The organism is Bacillus cereus (assembly GCF_007678085.1).
GTDB lineage: Bacteria > Bacillota > Bacilli > Bacillales > Bacillaceae_G > Bacillus_A > Bacillus_A cereus_BE.
The window spans coordinates 62,173-80,410 of sequence record NZ_VEDW01000002.1; the positions used below are offsets into that span (position 1 = coordinate 62,173).

Consider the following 18,238-nt stretch of genomic DNA (forward strand, 5'->3'; position numbering starts at 1 on the left):
TTTATAACTATTTATGTCCTAAAATATGCTCAACCTCATGCACATTTAATTTACTTGCCTTAGCAATTGTTTCAAGTGGTATACCAAGATCATGCATACTTTTAATCATTTGAATTTTTCCTTGTTGTACCCCTTTTTCCAAGCCCTTTTCCATTCCCTTTTCCAATCCTCTTTTCATACCTTCTTTTTCTGCATGGGCGAATTTTGCGGCTTCATCCATTAAAACTTTCTCCCTTGCATCATAGGCTTGTCGGAAAGAGGAATCTTGACTCATACGTTCCCACTTGTTTATTGCTTTTTGTAAAATAGGGTCTTGATCCATAGCAATATCCTCCAATGTTTTAGTTAATTGTTCATCCTCATTTGCTGAAAGCAATAAAAGCCAACGAACAAATGGATCTTTCCACGGATTTACTTTTTCTTCATGCCATTGTTTTGTTAACTTTGGAATTTCTACAATATGAATTTCTATGTCATCACTCAAGAGTTTCTGTTGTTGTGAATTCCATAATGTGCCCGTTGTATGAAATTCTTTTTGGTCTGAGAATATTATGAATTTTAATAAATTAATGGTGATGGTTTTATGAAGGGAACTGTAAGGCGTACCTTTTTGTAATTGAGATGTGTATAATTTCCCCAATAATATAAACTACGTTTCATCATATCGTGATTATTATTGAGCTGTATTTCTACATTTACTTTTGTTCCTGTGTTTAATGTCGCTGAAATATCTAAAATAGATAACTTATCCTCTTCATATTCCCGATGTAAATGTGGATCTTCTAGCTGTAGAGAAGCGATGGGGGATTCTAAAGAATTTTGTAACGTAGCGTTTAAAAATACAATTAGAATATCTTCACTACCATTCGTACCAAACAATTGTTTAAATGCAAAATCAATGCGTAAATTAACTAACTGTTGGTTGAACAAAGCTTTCCCTCTCCCTTGTATTAGGTGGCTTCTTTCCTTCATTGTATCTAAAAAGAACTAGGGCATGCAAACAGGAAACTTTGCTATTTTTTTAGCAATATTATTAGAAAGTCACAGGCAAGAAAGTCTATGTTATACTCTAGTGAAATTGAAAGAATTTATATAGAGGTGAAGATGATACAGATGAAACAGGATATTTTGAAACTATTAGATAAAAAGCAAAGTAATTTTGAATTCCCTACCCTAGATAATGCAGAGATGAATATTTCACAAGTGAAATTCTCTCTTTTCTTTAAAGATAATGAGGATTGGTTAATGGTGTTTCAATTTGTTGGAGTAGGTTCATTAGGGGTATGTAATGATATTCAAGTATTTGGTGATAGAGTGAATCATTTAATTGGTGATGATGCTATTTTGCAATTAAATAATGGAGAGTATGAATTATTTGATGATGAAGGTGAATTTATAATCGATATTCATAACGGTAGTTTGCAAATTCGTGATCATCATTTTGAATATAAATTTACAGAAGAAGATTATGTGAATCATGGAATAGAAGTACAAACGACAGAGTCTTATCCCGCATATTTCATGCGTATGCTTGCTACTAATGACGAAGCTCGGAATTTAGTATGGTGGGAAAAAGAAAAAATTTTAGAAGAGTGCGGTTTAGAAGGCGACTGGGAAGTAGTGTATGAAACGGAAGAATGGCAACATGTTGAAGACGAGAAAGTAAGTGAAAATGAATTCTTCCAATCAGTAGCCGCTGCAATAGAGAAGAAAGATCCAGGCATTATTGTGAATAAGGATTCTAATACGCATTGGAAAAGTTGGGTGGAGTTTGATTACGAAAACTTGTAATTATAAGTAAAGCAAAATGCCTTTTTAATAAAAAAGCCGAGCCAAAGTGTTGAAACTTTAGCTCGCCTTTTTGCATTACACAACCGCAGGATTATAAATCATCGTAAAGTGTCCTTGCAATAATTCAATCTGACAAGGTGTATGAAGCGAGCTTTCTCCATCTGTATCTACTTCTTTTTCTTCTTCTGTTTCAATATGAATGGATTTCGCTTTTACGTGGAAGATGTCATTTTCATTTGAGTCTTCAAATAGTTTTTTTCCGATATAATCTTTAAACGCTTGAATGCCCGTTGATTTTACGACGAAAATATCAAGTGTGCCGTCATCGCACTTTACGTTTGGAATAAAGGACGGGATACCACCAAGATATTCACCGTTTCCAACCATAACAAGGACAGCTTCGTCTTCGTATACTTGTCCGTCGTACGTAATTTTTACTGGGAAGGTTTCAGCATTTTTGACAGTTCGAATAGTGCTTAAGTAGTAGCCGATCTTTCCAAGCTTTGCTTTCTCTTCTGCATCAATATTGTTTGATACTTCAGAGACCAGTCCAATACCCCAGAAGTTTAAGAAGTGTTGTCCATTTGCTTTTGCGACGTCAACTGGTTTTACATGTCCTTGTGTAATAAGCTTTGCTGCTTCTGCAATGTTTTGCGGAACACCGAGTGTGCGAGAGAAGTCGTTGCAAGTTCCGCCTGGAATGATTGCAAGTGTAGGTCTAGTTTCAAGAGGTGCTAAGCCATTTGTGCATTCAAATACAGTGCCGTCACCACCAAAGACGATAATTAAATCTACTTTACTAGCAAACTCTTGGCAATATTTTGTCGCATCACCTTGCTTTTTCGTATGAAGGATATGTAAGTCAGGAAAAGCTGCTGCAAGAGGTGGTACGATTTTCGTTAAGTTCGTATGTAAATCGCCTTGCCCTGCTTTTGGATTTACGATGAGGAGTACTTTTTCAAATTTTGTCTTTGTCATTATTTTCTCTCCCTTTGTCTTTTACGAATTGTGATAGAAAATAAACTTCCACCAGTAATTGATGGAAGTTTATTCTATTATATTATTCCGTTACAACTGAAGCGATAAATGGTAAGTTACGATATTTTTCTGCGCAGTCGATACCGTATCCAACGATAAATTCGTCTGGAATTTGGAAGCCAACATATTCAGCTTTTAAGTCCACTTTACGACGCTCAGGTTTATCAAGTAACGTACAGAATTTCAATGCTTTCGGTTTATGCATAAAGAAGTGATCTTTTAGGAAGTGAAGTGTTAAACCAGAATCGATAATGTCTTCTACGACAATTACGTTTTTTCCAGTAATGTTTACATCGATATCTTTTAATAGTTTTACTTTTCCAGTTGTTTCTGTTTGATTTCCGTAGCTAGATGCAGAAATAAAGTCGATTGTTACATCATTTTTAATGTGACGAATTAAATCGGCAGCGAATATGAAAGATCCTTTTAATACAGCGATTACTACGATTTCTTCTCCTTCAAAATCACGTTCGATTTGAAGTGCTAGTTCTTTTACTTTTTCTTGTAATTGTTCTTCAGAAATTAAAGTGTCTTTTATTTCAATATTCATTGGAGTCCTCCTACAGTGTAAAACTTGTGAACATTTCGACTGTAAAGGAAAGAAAGGGAAAAGTCAAAGAAGATATAATTTTTTTACAAAAATCCCCACAAAATAATCAGATGATATGATATACTGATTACGTAAAGAAAACGCTTCCATAAAGGGTGATTATGATGAAAAAGAAAGAGTATACAAGTGCAACATTTATAAAAGCATTGCTTTTAACAATTGTTCTTGGTAGTTTGGCTTACATAATTGATGTACCAGCGATTCGGATTTCACTAATTGGAATGACTTTAGTATTAGGCGCAATTTCCCACGGTATGATGTCACAGCTGCAAGAAGCTGGAGTCGATCATATGAAAGATCATATAGATGAGAAATGAGAAACCTTCACGTGTAGAGAGTGAAGGTTTTTTTGTTTCTTACAAAAATGTAAGGTAGTTGTAAGGCAAATCGATAGTTGCATAGTAGTGTTTTGGATAAACTATAGGTGTAAGGTAAAAGGCAAGCATATTTTAGGTAAATTAAGTTTTAGGCACTCTATATGTGAAAAAGGAGTAGGAGGGCATGGAGAAACGTTGGACGACCTTTTCTTTTCTAGCAACTAGCAACACCGTAATGCTAGCTGGCGAAATTGATTTTTTGCACTTGTTTGATCGAGAAGACGATCATTCTTCTTCTAAATTTACAATGAAATGGAATAAATGGAGCGAAAGTTGTAGGTTTGAAGAAGAGACCCCTAACGAAGAGCAAAAGATTATTTTGACAAACCCTATTAAAGCGTGGGTTGTTCAACGTCGTAAGTGTAACGTCAAAAATCACTTAAAGAAAACTGAGCCGAGACAATTAGTTATCGCTCCGGCCCGTTCTACTTCTAAATCACGCGAAAGTAACATGTAAATATTGAGACACACACCCGAAAAAACATCGTATATATTGCGATGTTTTTTATTTTTCTACAAGTAAATCTTTAAATGAAATATATTTTATCTGCATCTTATATTTATATCTCTTGTTTATTCTAGTGATACATCCGATACGAAGTGATGTAAAAAGTATAAAAGGAGAGAAATAAAATGAAAAAGAAACTATTACCAATCTGTGCAATGGCACTGTTAACAGTAGGATATTCTTCAGTAGTAAGTGCTTCAACTGGAACATTGACAAAGGAAGAAGCAGCGCAATTACAGCAAGATATAGCAAAAAAAGAAGCAGCGATTCAGGCGCAGCAAAAAAATGATACAGAGAAAAAACAAGCGGCACAAGCCCAAGAGAAGAATGAAGTAGCGAAAAAGCAAGCGGCACAAGCCCAAGAGAAGAATGAAGTAGCGAAAAAGCAAGCGGCGCAAGCCCAAGAAAAGAATGATATAGCGAAAAAGCAAGCGGCACAAGTACAAGAAAAAAGTAATATGGCTAAAGAAGTAGTAGCACCACAGGTGAAAGAAAAGGAAGCTATTGCAAAAAAAGAAGCAGCAAAAGAAGCTGGAGAGAAATTACCAAACACAGCATCTAATAATGTAGCAATGATGGTACTAAGCGCATGTCTTGTAGGGATAGGGACATTATTTGGTTTGAAACGTCGCAATAAAGTTAAGGCGTAAATAAAATATTGTCCTATAAAGAATAGGATAATTTCATATATTAAAAATGGTAGGTTATTCCTACCATTTTTGGCATGGAGGGATGAAACATGAAGTTACTCAATTATATCGGTATCATATTGATGGTTATAGGACTATGTATGGGATCATATTACGCTATGGAATGGTATAAAGGAAAAAGCTCTGCTCAGCAATTGACGAAAGAAGAAATAAAGAGTCTTAACAATATACAACATAATCAGCTTTCTCATGAAACAACTGTAACTTCCCAAGTGCCTTCTTCTCAAACAGAACATAAAGAAGGAGAAAAGATTGCTCTATTAAATATACCGAAAATAAAGAAGAAGTTTTCTATATATTGGGGGGCGAATGATGCAACGTTGAAGAAAGGAGTTGGAATGTTCGTTAGTGATTTAACGACGACACCATCTGGAGGGGGACATACTGTACTGAGTGGGCACCGGGATACTGTATTTACAGATTTAGGAGAGTTAAAAGAAAAGGACACTCTTGTGTTAGAGTATGATAATAAAATTTACACATATGAAATTCAAAAGACATGGATTACCCATGCGGATGATCGTACTGTTATTATAAAAAAAGAAGAACCGATATTAACACTGACGACTTGCTATCCGTTTGATTATATAGGGGATGCACCAGATAGATATATTATCGAGGCGAAGTTAAATGCTAGTTATTCAAAATGAAATTGTAGTTTCTGAAAGCGAGAGGGGGATATAAGTTATGGCAAAAAACATTTTAATTGTAGAAGATGAAGATATTTTGCGTGAAATATTAAAAGATTATTTTTTGAGCGAGCAATATGTAGTATTTGAAGCAAGAGATGGGAAAGAAGCTTTAGTTGTATTTGAGGAAGAAGAGGTTGATTTAGTTATTTTAGACATTATGTTGCCGGAACTTGATGGATGGTCCGTTTGCCGAAGAATTCGCAAAACTTCCGAGGTTCCTATTATTATGCTGACAGCACGTGTTGATGAAGATGATACGTTACTTGGATTTGAACTTGGAGCAGATGACTATGTGACGAAGCCATATAGTCCACCAATTTTATTAGCAAGAGCGAAAAGATTGTTAGAAAGTAGAAAAGTAACAAAGCAGCTTTTAGAGAATGAAGATGATACGTTAGCAATTCACGGTATTCACGTCCATTTTCCGTCGCGTACTGTTACGGTAGATCGGACAGACATTAATTTAACACATACAGAATTTGAAATATTAGCGTATTTTATGAAAAACCAAGGGATTGTTTTAACACGAGAGCAACTCATTTCAAGAATTTGGGGATACGAATTTGCTGGTGATGATCGAACGGTTAATAGTCATATTCGTAATTTGCGAAATAAGTTAGGAGAGAAAGCGAAATACATTACAACTGTCGTACGAACGGGATATAAATTTGAGGGGAATGTATGAAAAAAGGGATTGTACTAAAATTATTTACGCTCACAACAGCATTATGTATGTTAATTTTAGCGACGATATTTATTGGACAAACGATATTTTTTAAGCAATATTACGCGAATCGAAAAGTGGAAGATATTAAAGTGAATTTAAATTCCTTCGAAAAGAATTATTTGAACTATGCAGGAAGTGCAGAAGGAATTCAGAAGCTGGAGCAAGACTTTTTTAGAGAAAATAACACGTGGATTACGACATTGGATCAGAATGGGAATTTAAAACATGTGGATGATTTTTATGTAGAGGTTACTTTAGATCGTAGGGCAGAAAAGGAGTTTGGAAAAAAGGTAATCAAAATTCCTTTGTACTATCTCATGAGTATAGATGAAATTGAAGGTGGAACACTCCCTAAGTTGGAAGGACGATCCGTGTATTTTCATGGACTAAACAGGGATGATAGTTTTATCGCTTTTTATTTATATGTAGAAGAAGTAAATTTGAGTTGGCTGAATAAACCGTTAGGTAAGAAATTAGCCGCAAAAGAACCTCAGGTGAGTGATGAGAAGCCAAAAGTCGCTCAAGATGCTAGCATTGCAGAAAGAAAAAAGGTTGCTGGAATTATGAGTGCTGAGGAACAGAAGAGGGCGGCTCAAAATTCAGATTTCAATCTAGCAGGGAAAATTACGAAAGTACAATTCCCTGATGTAAAAGGGCCTGTAAATCCAATCTATAAAAATAATCTATTTTTGGATAATATAAAGGAATTTCAAGCTAATTTATTAGTAAAAGAAAGTAAGCAAATACAAGATGCAACAAAAATAATGGACTATGAAAAGAATGATATAAAATATAAATTATTAGTAAAACCAATAAAAGAAAGAGACGGATCAGTTACATATATATATGCGATGGCTTCTTTACAGCCCGTAGATGAAGCTGTACAAATGGTGCAAGATTATTACATCTATATTATTGCATTTGTAGTCGTTCTCATTTTTCTAGCTTCGTTTTATTACTCTAAACAAATTGCAAAGCCGTTATTAAAAATAAATGATAAAACGAAAAAAATAGCGCATTTAGATTTCACAGAACAAATACCGATTACTTCAAAAGATGAAATTGGTGATTTATCGAAAAATATTAATGTATTATCCACTAAGCTCCATTCGCATATTGGACAGCTAGAACAAGATATTGAAAAGGAAAGAAAGTTAGAAAATACGCGGAAAGAATTCATTTCTGGTGTTTCGCATGAATTAAAAACACCGCTGAGTATTATGAAAAGCTGTATTTCTATTTTAAAAGATGGAGTAGCTGAGCATAAAAAAGAGTATTATTTTCAAGCGATGGAGAGAGAAGTAGACAAAATGGATACGTTAATTTTGGATATGCTTGAGTTAGCTAAATTTGAATCTGGTACATATAAAATGAAAAAGGATTCGTTTTATATTGATACAGTAATTGAAGATATATGTGAACATCTATCTGTAGAAATAGAGAAAAAAGAACTTTGTGTTCATAAAAATATATGTTCATTTGAAGTAGTTGCAAATCAAGGCCGGATTGAACAAGTCATTGTGAACTTCATTACGAATGCAATACGTTATACACCAAATAAAGAGGATATCATTATTTCTACAATAGATGAGAAGAACCGTATAAAAGTGTGTATTGAAAATAAAGGTACTCACATTGAAGAAGAGCAATTAGATAAAATTTGGGATCGTTTTTATCGTGTGGATGCATCTCGTCAGCGTTCACAAGGTGGAACGGGTCTTGGTCTTGCTATTTCAAAGAACATTTTAGAACTGCATGATGCTGAATATGGGGTAGAAAATACAGAAGATGGTGTATTATTTTACTTTTACTTACCGAAAAAAGCGTAGATGATGCATGCTACGCTTTTTTTAATTTATTTTCATATTATCTTTACCTAATCTTTATTTTTAAACGATATAATTTGGTTAGAAAATGAGGTTATGTAAGGAGTCGATGAACCGTGCATAGCAATTGGCTAAGTATAATGGTATTTATTTTCTTTTGTGCATTTATTGTATTTTTAATTGATATTACGATATGAAAAAAAGAGCGCTTATTAAGCACTCTTTTTGTTTACATTCCTTTGAGAAGCACCGATGCTTTTGAATAAGCGTGGTGAAGTTCTAAATAAAAGAAATAGTAATACTGTACATAATATGAAAGAACCAAGCATTGTACTACCGTTTACAATTAATGAATATAGCACAGCTGATTGACCTTTCGGTGCATATTGTCCCCAGAAAATAATACCAGCGATAAAGTGACAGAAATAGCGAGCTAGACTACCGATAAATGTAGCAAGGATAATATAGGAAATCGTTTTCTTTCCTTCACCGTTAATTAAGGTCTGCTGAATTTGTTTATAGAAGAGCCCAGCAAATCCAATAAAAGCAAAGGCAATGAAGTACTCAATGAATGCTTGAACAGGTGTTAAAATGTAAGCATCTCCCACGACAATTTGTAATAATCCCCAAATTAAGCCTCCTAAGAAAGCCATCTTGAAGCCCCAGCGGTAAGCGATAATAAAAATAGGAATCATAGCAAATGAAATGGAACCGCCTGTTGGAAGTTTAAGTGATAATGGTAAAATGTCGATAATCATGGCGAAGGCTGCAAGAATTGCAGATTCGATCATCGCTTGTAAATTGGTGTTACGCATGTTGTCTCCCCCTAAATCCAAGTTGTACAAAAAAGAATAGATATCATAGGAGGATACGAAATACGTAAATAAAAAGAGGTATGTATTTCGGACGTTTGCACAATCCCTGCGTTAGCATTAACTAACAGGTTCGAAGGGTCGGAACGAAGTGTTCCCTCTCAGCGGCATGGCTCCCCCAGTGATAACGAGATTCTTTATTTGCTATTGTTTATTGTAAGCGAAATGGATGAGAATGGCAAACGAATCGATTATGACAATTATTGAAATAAAATTGTAGAAAAATGTTAATAAATATGAAGTCAAAGGGGATAGTGCTCGAGAAAAAGAGTGTGCTATAATTCTTCTGAAAATAATTATCATTCTCTTCGGAGGGGGAAGGTTATGAGCTTAGTAGATATTAAAATCGGTGAGAAAGTGCTAGTAAAAAGTGTTCAGTCTTTAGATCATTTATTAAAGAGAAGATTGGCTGCTTTCGGTCTTTCTGAAGGAAGCGAACTTCGCATGAAGCAAAAGGCGATGTTCAAAGGTCCTTGTACATTGGAGTGTCGTGGACAGTTAATTAGTATTCGTCATTGTGACGCGAAAATGATAAAGGTGGAATTAGCGTGAATAAGGTAGCTTTGCTAGGGAATCCGAATACAGGGAAGACATCATTATTTAATGCACTTACTGGTTCTTATGAGTATGTAGGAAACTGGAGCGGTGTAACAGTAGAAAAGAAGGTTGGTAAATTAAAAGATAAGCAAGGAACATTAATTGACTTACCAGGAGTTTATGATTTAAATCCAGTTTCGCGTGATGAAGGTGTCGTTACGAATTTTCTACTAACAGACGAATTTCATCATATGTTAAATATAGTGGATTCTTCGCAATTCGAGAGAAATATGCATTTAACGTTGCAATTACTTGAATTTGGAAAGCCGGTTTCAATTGGGTTAAATATGGTCGATGTGGCAAAGCAAAGAGGAATTATAATTGATGTAAAACGATTATCAGAGCTATTAGGTGTAACAGTCGTTCCTGTCGTTGCAAGAAGTGGAAAAGGTTGTGAAGAACTACTTGCTACTCTTAAAGAAAATGACAAAAACGAGAAAAAGCCATTTATTATTTCATATGGTGTACAAATGGATGAAGGAATTGGAGAGGTAATTTCTCTTTTAGAGAAAGCGAATTATAAGCATCCAAGATGGTTAGCTCTTCAATTTTTAAGCAATAACGAAGTAGTAGAAAAAGAAATGAAAGCATTGCTAATTTATAAGGAACTTGTAGCCATTCGATCTCGCTTAGAAGGAAAACTTGATTGTACGTTGGAAGAGCATATTTACAAAACTCGTGAAGCGTATATTGAAAAGTTAAAAACAAATGTTATGCAGCATGAGAAAGAAGGGAAAATTCCTTTTTCGGAAAAAGTTGATAGATTAATTACACATAAAATTTTAGGACTTCCAATCTTTTTAGCAGTTATGTTTTTTATTTTTCAGGTTACGTTTACATGGATTGGTACACCTTTATCTGATATGCTGGATGAGTTTTTTGGTGGACAGCTTACGGATTGGGTAACGGCCGGGCTCACTAGTGTGGGTGCTTCTGATTTTATTCAAGCGCTCGTTACAGAAGGTATTATTGCCGGTGTTGGTGCGGTATTAGTATTCGTTCCACAAATCTTTGCACTTTTCTTTTTCATTTCATTATTAGAAGACTCAGGATATATGGCGCGAATTGCAGTTGTTATGGATAGAATTATGGAGTTCTTCGGTTTAAACGGAAAAGCGTTTATTCCGATGATTATCGGTTTTGGGTGTAATGTTCCAGGTATTATGGCAGCGAGAACGATTGAACAAGAAAAAGAACGTTTACTTACAGTTCTTGTAACACCGTTTATGTCTTGCTCGGCACGTTTACCTGTATATGCATTATTTGCGGGAGCATTCTTCCCTCAAAGTCAGGCAACTGTTGTGTTCTCTTTATATGTTGCAGGTATTGTTCTTGCATTACTCGTTACAAAAATTATGTCTCTTACCATTTTAAAAGCGGAAAAATCTATTTTCGTTATTGAACTACCTCCTTACCGCGTGCCACAAGCGAAAACGTTATGGCTAAGCACGTGGGAGAAAGGAAAAGGATTTGTTCGTAAAGCAGGTACATTTATCTTCGGTGGCTCGGTGGTGATTTGGTTATTAAACTATGCAGGTCCATCAGGATTTGGTGTTGATATGGGAGACAGTTATTTAGCGATGATTGGTGGATTTATCGCACCACTATTTGCACCGCTTGGATTTGGAACGTGGCAAGCTGCGGCATCCCTTTTAACAGGATTTTTAGCGAAGGAAGTTGTCGTTTCAACAATGGCAATTATTTATGCGGTGAAAGAAGATGTGCTAGGAAATGTAATGGGAGCACATTATACAGCGCTATCAGCATATGCATTTATGTTCTTTATTTTATTATATGTTCCGTGTTTAGCGACAGTAGCCGTTATTAAACGTGAAACAGGGTCAGCGAAATGGACGGTTTTCTCTGTTATTTATCCACTTGTTGTTGCTTATGTATTAACGCTCATTATATACCAAGTTGGATCCCTACTCGGATTCTAGAAGGAGATGTATTACGATGGTGGTCAATATTATAATTGGAGCTATCATTTTTGGTTATGCAGCATACACGTTAGTTAATTTTGTAAAGAGAAGTAAAAAAGGAAAATGCGCAGCATGTTCTTTAAATAAGTCATGTCAGTCGAATACTTGTAGTCCGGATATGGAGCAAATTGCTCATAATAAATAGAAAAAGCTTTGCGAATTTCGCAAAGCTTTTTTGTTTTATTTTTTAATTTTTACAAGTTGAGAAGCTTCTACTCCGTTGTAACCAGGGAATTCTTTACTTGGGTCTTTATCGAATTTTAATACCCCAACAGATTTTTCATCACCTTTTACATTTCCGTAAGTTGCATCGTCAACAATCGCGAACATGTCTGCATATGAACGGCCACTTCCGATAATTGTGTTGCCTTCGTATTTTAATTTTGCTCCATCAAGTGTAGCGTTTTGTACTTTTTCTTTAGCAAATAATACACCTTGCTCTGCTGTTACAGCTGGCAATTTATCAAGTGGTTTTGTGTCGTCTTTTTCATCAACTTTGCTAAGTAATTCTTTCTTCACCAGTTCTTCACCAGTTTTCTTATCCATGACAAGAACTTTTTTACCCTCTAATGTTGTCATTTTCATTTTATAGAAGTCTTTTTCCTTCACTTCTTTTTTGTTTTTATCTGTAATTTGCTGAACTTGCTCTTCTGATCCATACAGTACAAAGCCGTTCGCTTTCTCTCCTAATAAAGAACAACCTGATAATGCTCCTAGTGAAATTGCTGCTGCTAATCCGATTCCTACTAATTTTTTCATGATGATTTCTCCTTTTATATGTTTTATAGTAAATACATTTTTTGTATTAGTTCTGAAATGATGAGAAGCTTGTTTGTTGCTTCTGGTATTAGTGTATAAGAAATATGAAAACGTAACTATCGAGTTAGGTTACAGTAACATTACACTTATGTAATTTAGTGAAATTGCACAAAAGTAAGTTAATTTAAAATGAAGTAATGAGAATATATTAGAGATACAATATTGTATCTAGAATGTCATATTATATTGGATGTATTTTGGAAATAACATGTAAGGACATCTTCGTTTTGTTATAATAAACATATAGCTGTAAAAATGACTATTCTTTACTGTTAAGGGAGATTTTTATTTTTCCAAGTAGTGAATTTGAAATATGAGGTATATCATAGGAGGAATTTGGATGTCTGTATTTAAACGATTAAGAGATTTAACTATGTCGAATGTGTATTCATTAATTGAGAAAGCAGAAGATCCAGTTAAGATGACGGATCAATATTTACGCGATATGCAAGCAGATGTACAAGAAGCTGAGAAAAGTGTAGCAGCTCAAATTGCACTTGAGAAGAAATTCAAAATATTATTTGAAGAGCAAGAAGCACTTGTGAAAAAACGTGAAGAGCAAGCTCATATGGCTGTTCAAGCTAGTAACTTAGATCTTGCGCGCCGTGCACTAGAAGAAAAACAAAATGCAGAGCAAAAGATGAATGAGTATAAAGCAAGCTATGAGCAAAACAAAGCTGCTGCTGATAATCTTCGTCTGAAGCTAGAAGAAATGCGTAAGCAATTAACAGAGCTGAAAAATAAACGTGAAACACTTGTAGCACGTGTAAATGCGGCGAAAGCACAAAAGAATATTAATCAGGCGATGTCTGGATTTGATTCAAACTCAGCAAAAGCTGGTTTAAGCCGTATGGAAGAGAAAGCTCTTCAATTAGAAGCTGAAGCAGAAGCAAGCGGCGAAGTGTACAAAAAAGAAAAGTCATTAGATGATGAATTCGCAAGCTTAAACAAAAATTCTGCTGTTGACGATGAATTAGCTCGTATTATGAAGCAGTATGAGAAATAATATAGAATAGACAAAGAAACCGACATGTCTGAAGAGAATTCATGTCGGTTTTCTATTATTTTTTTAGAGGAGGTTTTGCAATGACATGGACAAATGTGTTAGCCATGCTTGTATGGACTGGAGCAAGTGCAGTACTTTTATTTGCAATTATGTGGGTTGATTCAATTTTTACGAAATACAATGATTTAAAAGAAATAAAGAATGGGAATACAGCTGTAACAACGCGTTTCGTTATGAAATTATTCGCGCAAGGGTACATTTTATCTCAATCGATAACGAAAGCAAATGACTTATGGCAAGCGCTACTTGCATCAGCAGTTTCTTTCGTTATTTTATTAGTGGTAGAAATGTTTATCGAACTTGTGTTAAAGAAAATAGCAGGTTTAGATTTAGAAGAAGGTACGAAAGAAGGCAGTGTTGCGCATGCGATGTTGGCCGGATCATTACATATCGTTGGTGCACTTATTTTAGGTGCTTGTTTATAAAGAGAGAAGGAGGGGTAGATCGTGAGTTTATTTAAACGCATTAAAAATATAATGAAGAGCCCAGAGCCGCCGAAACCAGAGAAAAGTTTGTTAACGTTAGCTCCTGGCGATATGATTGAAGTTTCATTAGTCATGTATGAATTAACCGGGAAAACGAGTATGCATTCTCGTAAAGAAATTGTTTTAACATTGCAAGACGGGAAAGATATTCGTTATTTGAAAATTGAAGACCGTGAAAATACGTATTACAAATTATATACACCCATCGATGGTCGCTTAGATTCGATTGATGAAATTCCGACGACAATTGAAATGGATGATATAGAGTACCATATGGAAGAGCAATATAGCGGACGTGTTGTTGTGATGGGGAAAACACCATTCTCTGCTTCAGAGGAACAGTACGTATGGGAATTCCAATCAGATAACCGAAAATTATTACGTATTGAATGGCAAAATGGTCGCACAATGATGTATGAGGGAGAAGCAATTATTCCTGCTGATGTACAAATTATAAGAGCAACGTAAGGGGGCGTAATCATGTCAAACCGATTGTTTACCATGATTAAATCGTTCGTGATCCCTATACTTGCTATCGTTACATTACTTGTTGTTGCTGGATATGCCTTATCAGGTTGTCAAGGCGGGCAGACAAAGTCGATTCAAGACCGTTATCCACTTGAGTCTGTTGCAAAAGAAGGTAAACAAGAATCTTACGTGTATAGGGCCGCCAATCGGTCAGTTCCTGAAGTCGCAAAGGAACTTATAGCTGAAAGGAAACCGAAGCAAGCATCTAAAGAAGACGAAAATCAAATGTTCCTCGTTTATTCTGATAAAATGTATAATTTGCAAAAGGATAAAGAGAAACCATCTGATACGTTAATTGAAGTAAGCAATGAAGAATTTGTCCGTCAAAATTACCAACCATCCTTCCTGCAAGGATATATTATGGGAAGTATTTTAAACGATATATTCGGTTCAAAAAAATCATCTTCAGGTGATTACCGAGGATATAATGACAGACAAAATCATAAGCCAGTTGTTCCAGAAAGACCACCTACGAAAGAAGAAAAGAAAACCCCGCCTCCAATTACGAAGGAAGGGAAAGGATCTATCATTAAGCGAGGCGATAATGTAGATTCGAAATCTTCTGTAGGGGATACAGGAAGTATTACGAAAAAAGGAAGTAGTACCCCTCCGCCTTCTACTGGAAGCAAAGGGAAAATTACGAAAACACCAGGTGGCTCGAGCGGATCAGATGTAAAGCCGAAATCATCTATTAAAACGCCGCCAAGGAATACTTCTCCTCCGAAAACGAGGGTCGGTGGTTCAGGAAAGATTACGAAGAGAAGATAGTTATAGAGACCGAAAAGTGGAATTTGCTTTTTGGTCTTTTTATTATGGAAATTAATTCCTTATAGCTGGTACAATTAAGTTATAAGGAGGAGATTATCATGACTTTATATAAAAGGTTTAGTTTGATTATGTTCCTCGTCTTATTCCTCAGTTTGTTTATTAGCACAACGATGAAATTTCACTTTGTAGTAGGTATTCTATGGATATTATGTACATGCACCCTCTTTCTATATGTTCCGCTTCGCTTTCAACAGGAAGTACCGGCCTTTCAAAAATACGTAGCATGGATTAAGAGAGGAGGAAGATGGGGCGAGTAAAAATATATCAGCGATTATTAGAATATATCGACCGCAACTTAATAATAAGAAGAGGGTGTGCCAAATTGTTGGCACACCCTCTTTATTCATAATGATTAATGAATATCACGTTTCTTAAAGTTACCGCCTTTTACTTCTGCTACGTCATAAACTGTAATAAAGGCGTGTGGATCGATTTCATTAATAAGTTCTTTCATTTTACTTTCTTCTAAACGGTTAATTACACAAGAAATTTCTTTGAATTTCTCTCTTGAATAACCACCGTACACTTCGTTATATGTTGCACTTCGGCCTAAACGATCGCGAATGGTTTCTACCATTAATTCAGGCTCTTTCGTAATGATTTTAAATGCTTTTGAACCACTTAAACCAACTTCAACGATATGAATCACTTTCGAAGCAATAAAGTAAGCAATTGCTGAAAGGATAGCTCCTTGAAGACCGAATACTGTTGATACGAAAATAAATACGAACATGTTTAAGAATAAAATAAGGTCACTTGTTCCAAAAGGTAACTTACGAGAAAGCAATACAGCTAGCATATCGATTCCATCTAATGCGCCGCCGTTACGTAATGCTAGTCCCATACCGAAACCGATGATAATACCACCAACAACTGTAACAAGTAGTGTATCGCCTTCAATAATAGCTGGTATTCCGTGCATAACAACAGTGCCTACTGCTAATGAAGCAATCCCGATAATAGAATAAATTGCAAAGCTTTTACCGATTTGCTTATATCCTAACCAAACGAAAGGAATGTTAATAACTGCGATTAGAGCCCCTAATGGTAATCCAAATAATCTTGAACTAACGATACTTAAACCAGTCACACCACCGTCTGATACGTTATTTGGAATTAATACTGCTTCTAATCCGTACGCTGTGATAAATGCCCCAATAATAATCATCAAAGCTTTAGAAGCAATTTTTAGCTTATTGGGCTTGTTTTTGATAATTTTCTCCATGTAATTTCCTCGTTTCAAACTAGTTTCTTATTTGTTACGTAATTCACACCTAACTTCCATTTTAACATTTTATTTGAAAAAATTCTCCTTTAATGGATGTATGCAGGGAATATTATGACCATATTAACTTTAAAATATTTTTGAAATGAGTATAAGAAATCCCATCCTTTCAAAGGATGGGAGACTATTAAGAAATGATAAAACTAAGCACGGATAGGAATAAAGAAAATCCTAAAATAGCTCCGCAAACTTTCATATGACGCTTACGTCCCATCACAACGATTGCGACATATTCGCGAATCATTGCGTTAGGCCAGTAATAAAAGGCAGTTTTTGATCCAATTCCTTGGCTATTAAGACCTGCTTGTCTTGCATATATACCAGCGCGGAAAAGGTGGAAATTATTCGTTGTAAAAATACTTCTATACTTACCTTCAGGTTTTAAAGAATCCATAATTTCTTTAGAGAACGACATATTTTGATATGTGTTTACAGAGCGATTTTCTTGTACTGTATGTTCAAGCGGAATTCCTTTTTCAACAGCATACTTTTGCATCGCTTCTGCTTCAGGAAGGCCTTCATCGGGACCTTGACCACCAGAGAAAATAATTGTTGGTGGTGTATTCACAGCGGCTTGTTTCCAGTAAAAGTCGATCGCTTTATTAATACGACTTGCAAGTAAAGGTGGTACTTTATCATTAATTAAGCCGCTACCAAGAACGATAATGAAGTCTTGATTACGCCTTGGTCTGTTGAATTGATATAAAAAATAAGCGGTTAAGAAGTTAGATAAGTGTATAAAGAAATATACGGTTATAAGAGAAATACCACCAAAAATAGGTTGGAAATGTGGTGAAAATAAGTTAGCTGGATTTATGATAGCGAGTAGTATGCATAATAAAATCCCTAAGGCTGCAATTAAGGTTAAAGAGTTTGTAAATCGTCTTCCTTCACGCTTCATCAAGATTCTCGCATTAAGAAATAGCCCAAACATTAAAGCAACGATACCAAAAGGTATCATTACAAGTAGTGCTAACATAGGTAGAATAACGATAAAATGCAAAGAATTACTACCAGACTCATATGAGGCTATAGCGCAAAATAATAGAAATGAACAGAAAAAGGCATTAAATAAAAAGCCGTTTATTATTTTTCGTGGATCCTTTAAATAAGAGATAAGAAAAATAATAAACAATATAAGGGGAATAATTCCAAAATACATAAATATAGTACACCTCAATTTGTATAAGAATTTGACATACCATTTATATTACATGATTTTATAATTGAAAATGAAAGAAAAAATGATTTAGAATTTTCTCAATAAAATATATAGATACATATGTTACAATGTATGTAAAGCGATATATTAAAAGTAAAATGGTTGAAGAGGCACTCTATGGAGTGCCTTTTCTTTTTCGTATGTAATTATGCATATTATATTTATTTTCAAGTAAAGAGGATTAAAATATAAGTGGTAGGCAGACTATATAAAGCAGAATTTTATACAAACATTTCCCTCTACTTTTTGTATCTAACAATCGTATAACAATAAAT

Annotated in this window: 21 protein-coding genes, 1 pseudogene and 1 riboswitch; of the genes and pseudogenes, 15 read left to right on the top strand and 7 right to left on the bottom strand. The window is 34.9% G+C overall.

All coding sequences use genetic code 11. The features are described 5' to 3' along the window. Nucleotides 1-7: 7 nt before the first annotated feature. Nucleotides 8-930 (bottom strand): annotated as a pseudogene (locus FS742_RS09335) (Rpn family recombination-promoting nuclease/putative transposase). 174 nt (nucleotides 931-1,104) lie between these two features. Between FS742_RS09335 and FS742_RS09340 the strand changes: the two are divergent. After that, nucleotides 1,105-1,791: a DUF7003 family protein gene (locus FS742_RS09340; protein ID WP_144612126.1), complete on the top strand. Its 687-nt coding sequence runs from the start codon at nucleotides 1,105-1,107 to the stop codon at nucleotides 1,789-1,791. Nucleotides 1,792-1,866: 75 nt separating this feature from the next. Here the strand turns inward: FS742_RS09340 and FS742_RS09345 are convergent, their stop codons facing one another. Together FS742_RS09345 and hpt are read right to left on the bottom strand one after the other, a co-directional pair. Then, nucleotides 1,867-2,769, bottom strand: coding sequence for a diacylglycerol/lipid kinase family protein (locus FS742_RS09345; protein ID WP_144612127.1), 903 nt, complete (start codon nucleotides 2,767-2,769; stop codon nucleotides 1,867-1,869). An 82-nt stretch (nucleotides 2,770-2,851) separates the two neighbouring features. Then, entirely contained in the window at nucleotides 2,852-3,379 is a 528-nt protein-coding gene (gene hpt / locus FS742_RS09350) for a hypoxanthine phosphoribosyltransferase (RefSeq protein WP_144612128.1), read from the bottom strand. A 161-nt stretch (nucleotides 3,380-3,540) separates the two neighbouring features. Here hpt and FS742_RS09355 point away from each other — a divergent pair, with 161 nt between their 5' ends. From FS742_RS09355 to FS742_RS09380, 6 genes are all read left to right on the top strand, one after another. Continuing rightward, nucleotides 3,541-3,756: a hypothetical protein gene (locus FS742_RS09355; protein ID WP_002073368.1), complete on the top strand. Its 216-nt coding sequence runs from the start codon at nucleotides 3,541-3,543 to the stop codon at nucleotides 3,754-3,756. 184 nt (nucleotides 3,757-3,940) lie between these two features. Continuing rightward, nucleotides 3,941-4,273 carry a hypothetical protein gene (locus FS742_RS09360; protein ID WP_144612129.1) on the top strand — a complete coding sequence of 111 codons (333 nt, stop codon included), beginning with the start codon at nucleotides 3,941-3,943 and terminating at the stop codon, nucleotides 4,271-4,273. A gap of 176 nt (nucleotides 4,274-4,449) precedes the next feature. Then, the gene (locus tag FS742_RS09365; protein WP_144612130.1) at nucleotides 4,450-4,974 is read left to right on the top strand and encodes an LPXTG cell wall anchor domain-containing protein; all 525 of its coding nucleotides are present in this window, start codon (nucleotides 4,450-4,452) and stop codon (nucleotides 4,972-4,974) included. Between the two features lie 89 nt (nucleotides 4,975-5,063). Next, nucleotides 5,064-5,684 carry a class D sortase gene (locus tag FS742_RS09370; protein WP_144612131.1) on the top strand — a complete coding sequence of 207 codons (621 nt, stop codon included), beginning with the start codon at nucleotides 5,064-5,066 and terminating at the stop codon, nucleotides 5,682-5,684. A 37-nt stretch (nucleotides 5,685-5,721) separates the two neighbouring features. Continuing rightward, nucleotides 5,722-6,411 carry a response regulator transcription factor gene (locus FS742_RS09375; protein WP_144612132.1) on the top strand — a complete coding sequence of 230 codons (690 nt, stop codon included), beginning with the start codon at nucleotides 5,722-5,724 and terminating at the stop codon, nucleotides 6,409-6,411. Beyond that, on the top strand, nucleotides 6,408-8,282 hold the full coding sequence (locus tag FS742_RS09380; protein ID WP_144612133.1) for a sensor histidine kinase: 1,875 nt from the start codon (nucleotides 6,408-6,410) through the stop codon (nucleotides 8,280-8,282). Before FS742_RS09375 ends, FS742_RS09380 begins: the two co-directional genes overlap by 4 nt. A 209-nt stretch (nucleotides 8,283-8,491) precedes the next feature. On the opposite strand, the gene thiT is transcribed toward FS742_RS09380, so the two are convergent. Next, nucleotides 8,492-9,115: an energy-coupled thiamine transporter ThiT gene (thiT, locus tag FS742_RS09385; protein ID WP_186327170.1), complete on the bottom strand. Its 624-nt coding sequence runs from the start codon at nucleotides 9,113-9,115 to the stop codon at nucleotides 8,492-8,494. A 64-nt stretch (nucleotides 9,116-9,179) separates the two neighbouring features. After that, nucleotides 9,180-9,281: riboswitch (TPP riboswitch) on the bottom strand. Between the two features lie 194 nt (nucleotides 9,282-9,475). On the opposite strand from thiT, the gene FS742_RS09390 reads away from it, so the two are divergent. The 3 genes from FS742_RS09390 to FS742_RS09400 are packed head-to-tail and all read left to right on the top strand — an operon-like array spanning nucleotide 9,476 to nucleotide 11,875. Further along, on the top strand, nucleotides 9,476-9,703 hold the full coding sequence (locus FS742_RS09390) for a FeoA family protein (RefSeq protein WP_000060518.1): 228 nt from the start codon (nucleotides 9,476-9,478) through the stop codon (nucleotides 9,701-9,703). Further along, the gene (feoB, locus tag FS742_RS09395) at nucleotides 9,700-11,688 is read left to right on the top strand and encodes a ferrous iron transport protein B (RefSeq protein ID WP_144612135.1); all 1,989 of its coding nucleotides are present in this window, start codon (nucleotides 9,700-9,702) and stop codon (nucleotides 11,686-11,688) included. The genes FS742_RS09390 and feoB overlap by 4 nt, the downstream gene beginning before the upstream one ends. A gap of 16 nt (nucleotides 11,689-11,704) precedes the next feature. Continuing rightward, nucleotides 11,705-11,875 (top strand): FeoB-associated Cys-rich membrane protein, encoded by a 171-nt coding sequence (locus tag FS742_RS09400; RefSeq protein WP_144612136.1) that lies wholly within the window; start codon nucleotides 11,705-11,707, stop codon nucleotides 11,873-11,875. 35 nt (nucleotides 11,876-11,910) lie between these two features. Here FS742_RS09400 and FS742_RS09405 read toward each other — a convergent pair whose 3' ends face one another. Then, entirely contained in the window at nucleotides 11,911-12,489 is a 579-nt protein-coding gene (locus FS742_RS09405; RefSeq protein ID WP_144612137.1) for a lipoprotein BA_5634 family protein, read from the bottom strand. 400 nt (nucleotides 12,490-12,889) lie between these two features. Here FS742_RS09405 and FS742_RS09410 point away from each other — a divergent pair, with 400 nt between their 5' ends. The 5 genes from FS742_RS09410 to FS742_RS09430 all read left to right on the top strand — a co-directional run bounded on the left by FS742_RS09410 (nucleotide 12,890) and on the right by FS742_RS09430 (nucleotide 15,713). Then, the gene (locus tag FS742_RS09410) at nucleotides 12,890-13,555 is read left to right on the top strand and encodes a PspA/IM30 family protein (RefSeq protein WP_000110287.1); all 666 of its coding nucleotides are present in this window, start codon (nucleotides 12,890-12,892) and stop codon (nucleotides 13,553-13,555) included. 80 nt (nucleotides 13,556-13,635) lie between these two features. Then, nucleotides 13,636-14,040 carry a DUF350 domain-containing protein gene (locus tag FS742_RS09415; RefSeq protein ID WP_098096193.1) on the top strand — a complete coding sequence of 135 codons (405 nt, stop codon included), beginning with the start codon at nucleotides 13,636-13,638 and terminating at the stop codon, nucleotides 14,038-14,040. A 21-nt stretch (nucleotides 14,041-14,061) separates the two neighbouring features. Continuing rightward, entirely contained in the window at nucleotides 14,062-14,568 is a 507-nt protein-coding gene (locus FS742_RS09420; protein ID WP_144612138.1) for a DUF4178 domain-containing protein, read from the top strand. Between the two features lie 12 nt (nucleotides 14,569-14,580). Continuing rightward, nucleotides 14,581-15,396 (top strand): DUF4247 domain-containing protein, encoded by an 816-nt coding sequence (locus tag FS742_RS09425; RefSeq protein ID WP_071725039.1) that lies wholly within the window; start codon nucleotides 14,581-14,583, stop codon nucleotides 15,394-15,396. A 98-nt stretch (nucleotides 15,397-15,494) separates the two neighbouring features. Continuing rightward, a complete protein-coding gene (locus FS742_RS09430) occupies nucleotides 15,495-15,713 on the top strand; it encodes a hypothetical protein (RefSeq protein ID WP_000177450.1) in 219 nt (72 codons plus the stop codon). A 95-nt stretch (nucleotides 15,714-15,808) separates the two neighbouring features. Here the strand turns inward: FS742_RS09430 and FS742_RS09435 are convergent, their stop codons facing one another. Together FS742_RS09435 and FS742_RS09440 are read right to left on the bottom strand one after the other, a co-directional pair. Next, on the bottom strand, nucleotides 15,809-16,681 hold the full coding sequence (locus tag FS742_RS09435) for a YitT family protein (RefSeq protein WP_000411244.1): 873 nt from the start codon (nucleotides 16,679-16,681) through the stop codon (nucleotides 15,809-15,811). A gap of 187 nt (nucleotides 16,682-16,868) precedes the next feature. Beyond that, a complete protein-coding gene (locus tag FS742_RS09440; protein WP_144612139.1) occupies nucleotides 16,869-17,903 on the bottom strand; it encodes a YdcF family protein in 1,035 nt (344 codons plus the stop codon). Between the last annotated feature and the right edge of the window lie 335 nt (nucleotides 17,904-18,238).

Excerpts from the sequence above, each read along its gene's own strand:
- FS742_RS09340 (WP_144612126.1), top strand. The coding sequence starts at position 1,105 with ATGATACAGATGAAACAGGATATTTTGAAACTATTAGATAAAAAGCAA.
- FS742_RS09345 (WP_144612127.1), bottom strand. The coding sequence starts at position 2,769 with ATGACAAAGACAAAATTTGAAAAAGTACTCCTCATCGTAAATCCAAAA.
- hpt (WP_144612128.1), bottom strand. The coding sequence starts at position 3,379 with ATGAATATTGAAATAAAAGACACTTTAATTTCTGAAGAACAATTACAA.
- FS742_RS09355 (WP_002073368.1), top strand. The coding sequence starts at position 3,541 with ATGATGAAAAAGAAAGAGTATACAAGTGCAACATTTATAAAAGCATTG.
- FS742_RS09360 (WP_144612129.1), top strand. The coding sequence starts at position 3,941 with ATGGAGAAACGTTGGACGACCTTTTCTTTTCTAGCAACTAGCAACACC.
- FS742_RS09365 (WP_144612130.1), top strand. The coding sequence starts at position 4,450 with ATGAAAAAGAAACTATTACCAATCTGTGCAATGGCACTGTTAACAGTA.
- FS742_RS09370 (WP_144612131.1), top strand. The coding sequence starts at position 5,064 with ATGAAGTTACTCAATTATATCGGTATCATATTGATGGTTATAGGACTA.
- FS742_RS09375 (WP_144612132.1), top strand. The coding sequence starts at position 5,722 with ATGGCAAAAAACATTTTAATTGTAGAAGATGAAGATATTTTGCGTGAA.
- FS742_RS09380 (WP_144612133.1), top strand. The coding sequence starts at position 6,408 with ATGAAAAAAGGGATTGTACTAAAATTATTTACGCTCACAACAGCATTA.
- FS742_RS09390 (WP_000060518.1), top strand. The coding sequence starts at position 9,476 with ATGAGCTTAGTAGATATTAAAATCGGTGAGAAAGTGCTAGTAAAAAGT.
- FS742_RS09400 (WP_144612136.1), top strand. The coding sequence starts at position 11,705 with ATGGTGGTCAATATTATAATTGGAGCTATCATTTTTGGTTATGCAGCA.
- FS742_RS09405 (WP_144612137.1), bottom strand. The coding sequence starts at position 12,489 with ATGAAAAAATTAGTAGGAATCGGATTAGCAGCAGCAATTTCACTAGGA.
- FS742_RS09410 (WP_000110287.1), top strand. The coding sequence starts at position 12,890 with ATGTCTGTATTTAAACGATTAAGAGATTTAACTATGTCGAATGTGTAT.
- FS742_RS09415 (WP_098096193.1), top strand. The coding sequence starts at position 13,636 with ATGACATGGACAAATGTGTTAGCCATGCTTGTATGGACTGGAGCAAGT.
- FS742_RS09425 (WP_071725039.1), top strand. The coding sequence starts at position 14,581 with ATGTCAAACCGATTGTTTACCATGATTAAATCGTTCGTGATCCCTATA.
- FS742_RS09430 (WP_000177450.1), top strand. The coding sequence starts at position 15,495 with ATGACTTTATATAAAAGGTTTAGTTTGATTATGTTCCTCGTCTTATTC.
- FS742_RS09435 (WP_000411244.1), bottom strand. The coding sequence starts at position 16,681 with ATGGAGAAAATTATCAAAAACAAGCCCAATAAGCTAAAAATTGCTTCT.
- FS742_RS09440 (WP_144612139.1), bottom strand. The coding sequence starts at position 17,903 with ATGTATTTTGGAATTATTCCCCTTATATTGTTTATTATTTTTCTTATC.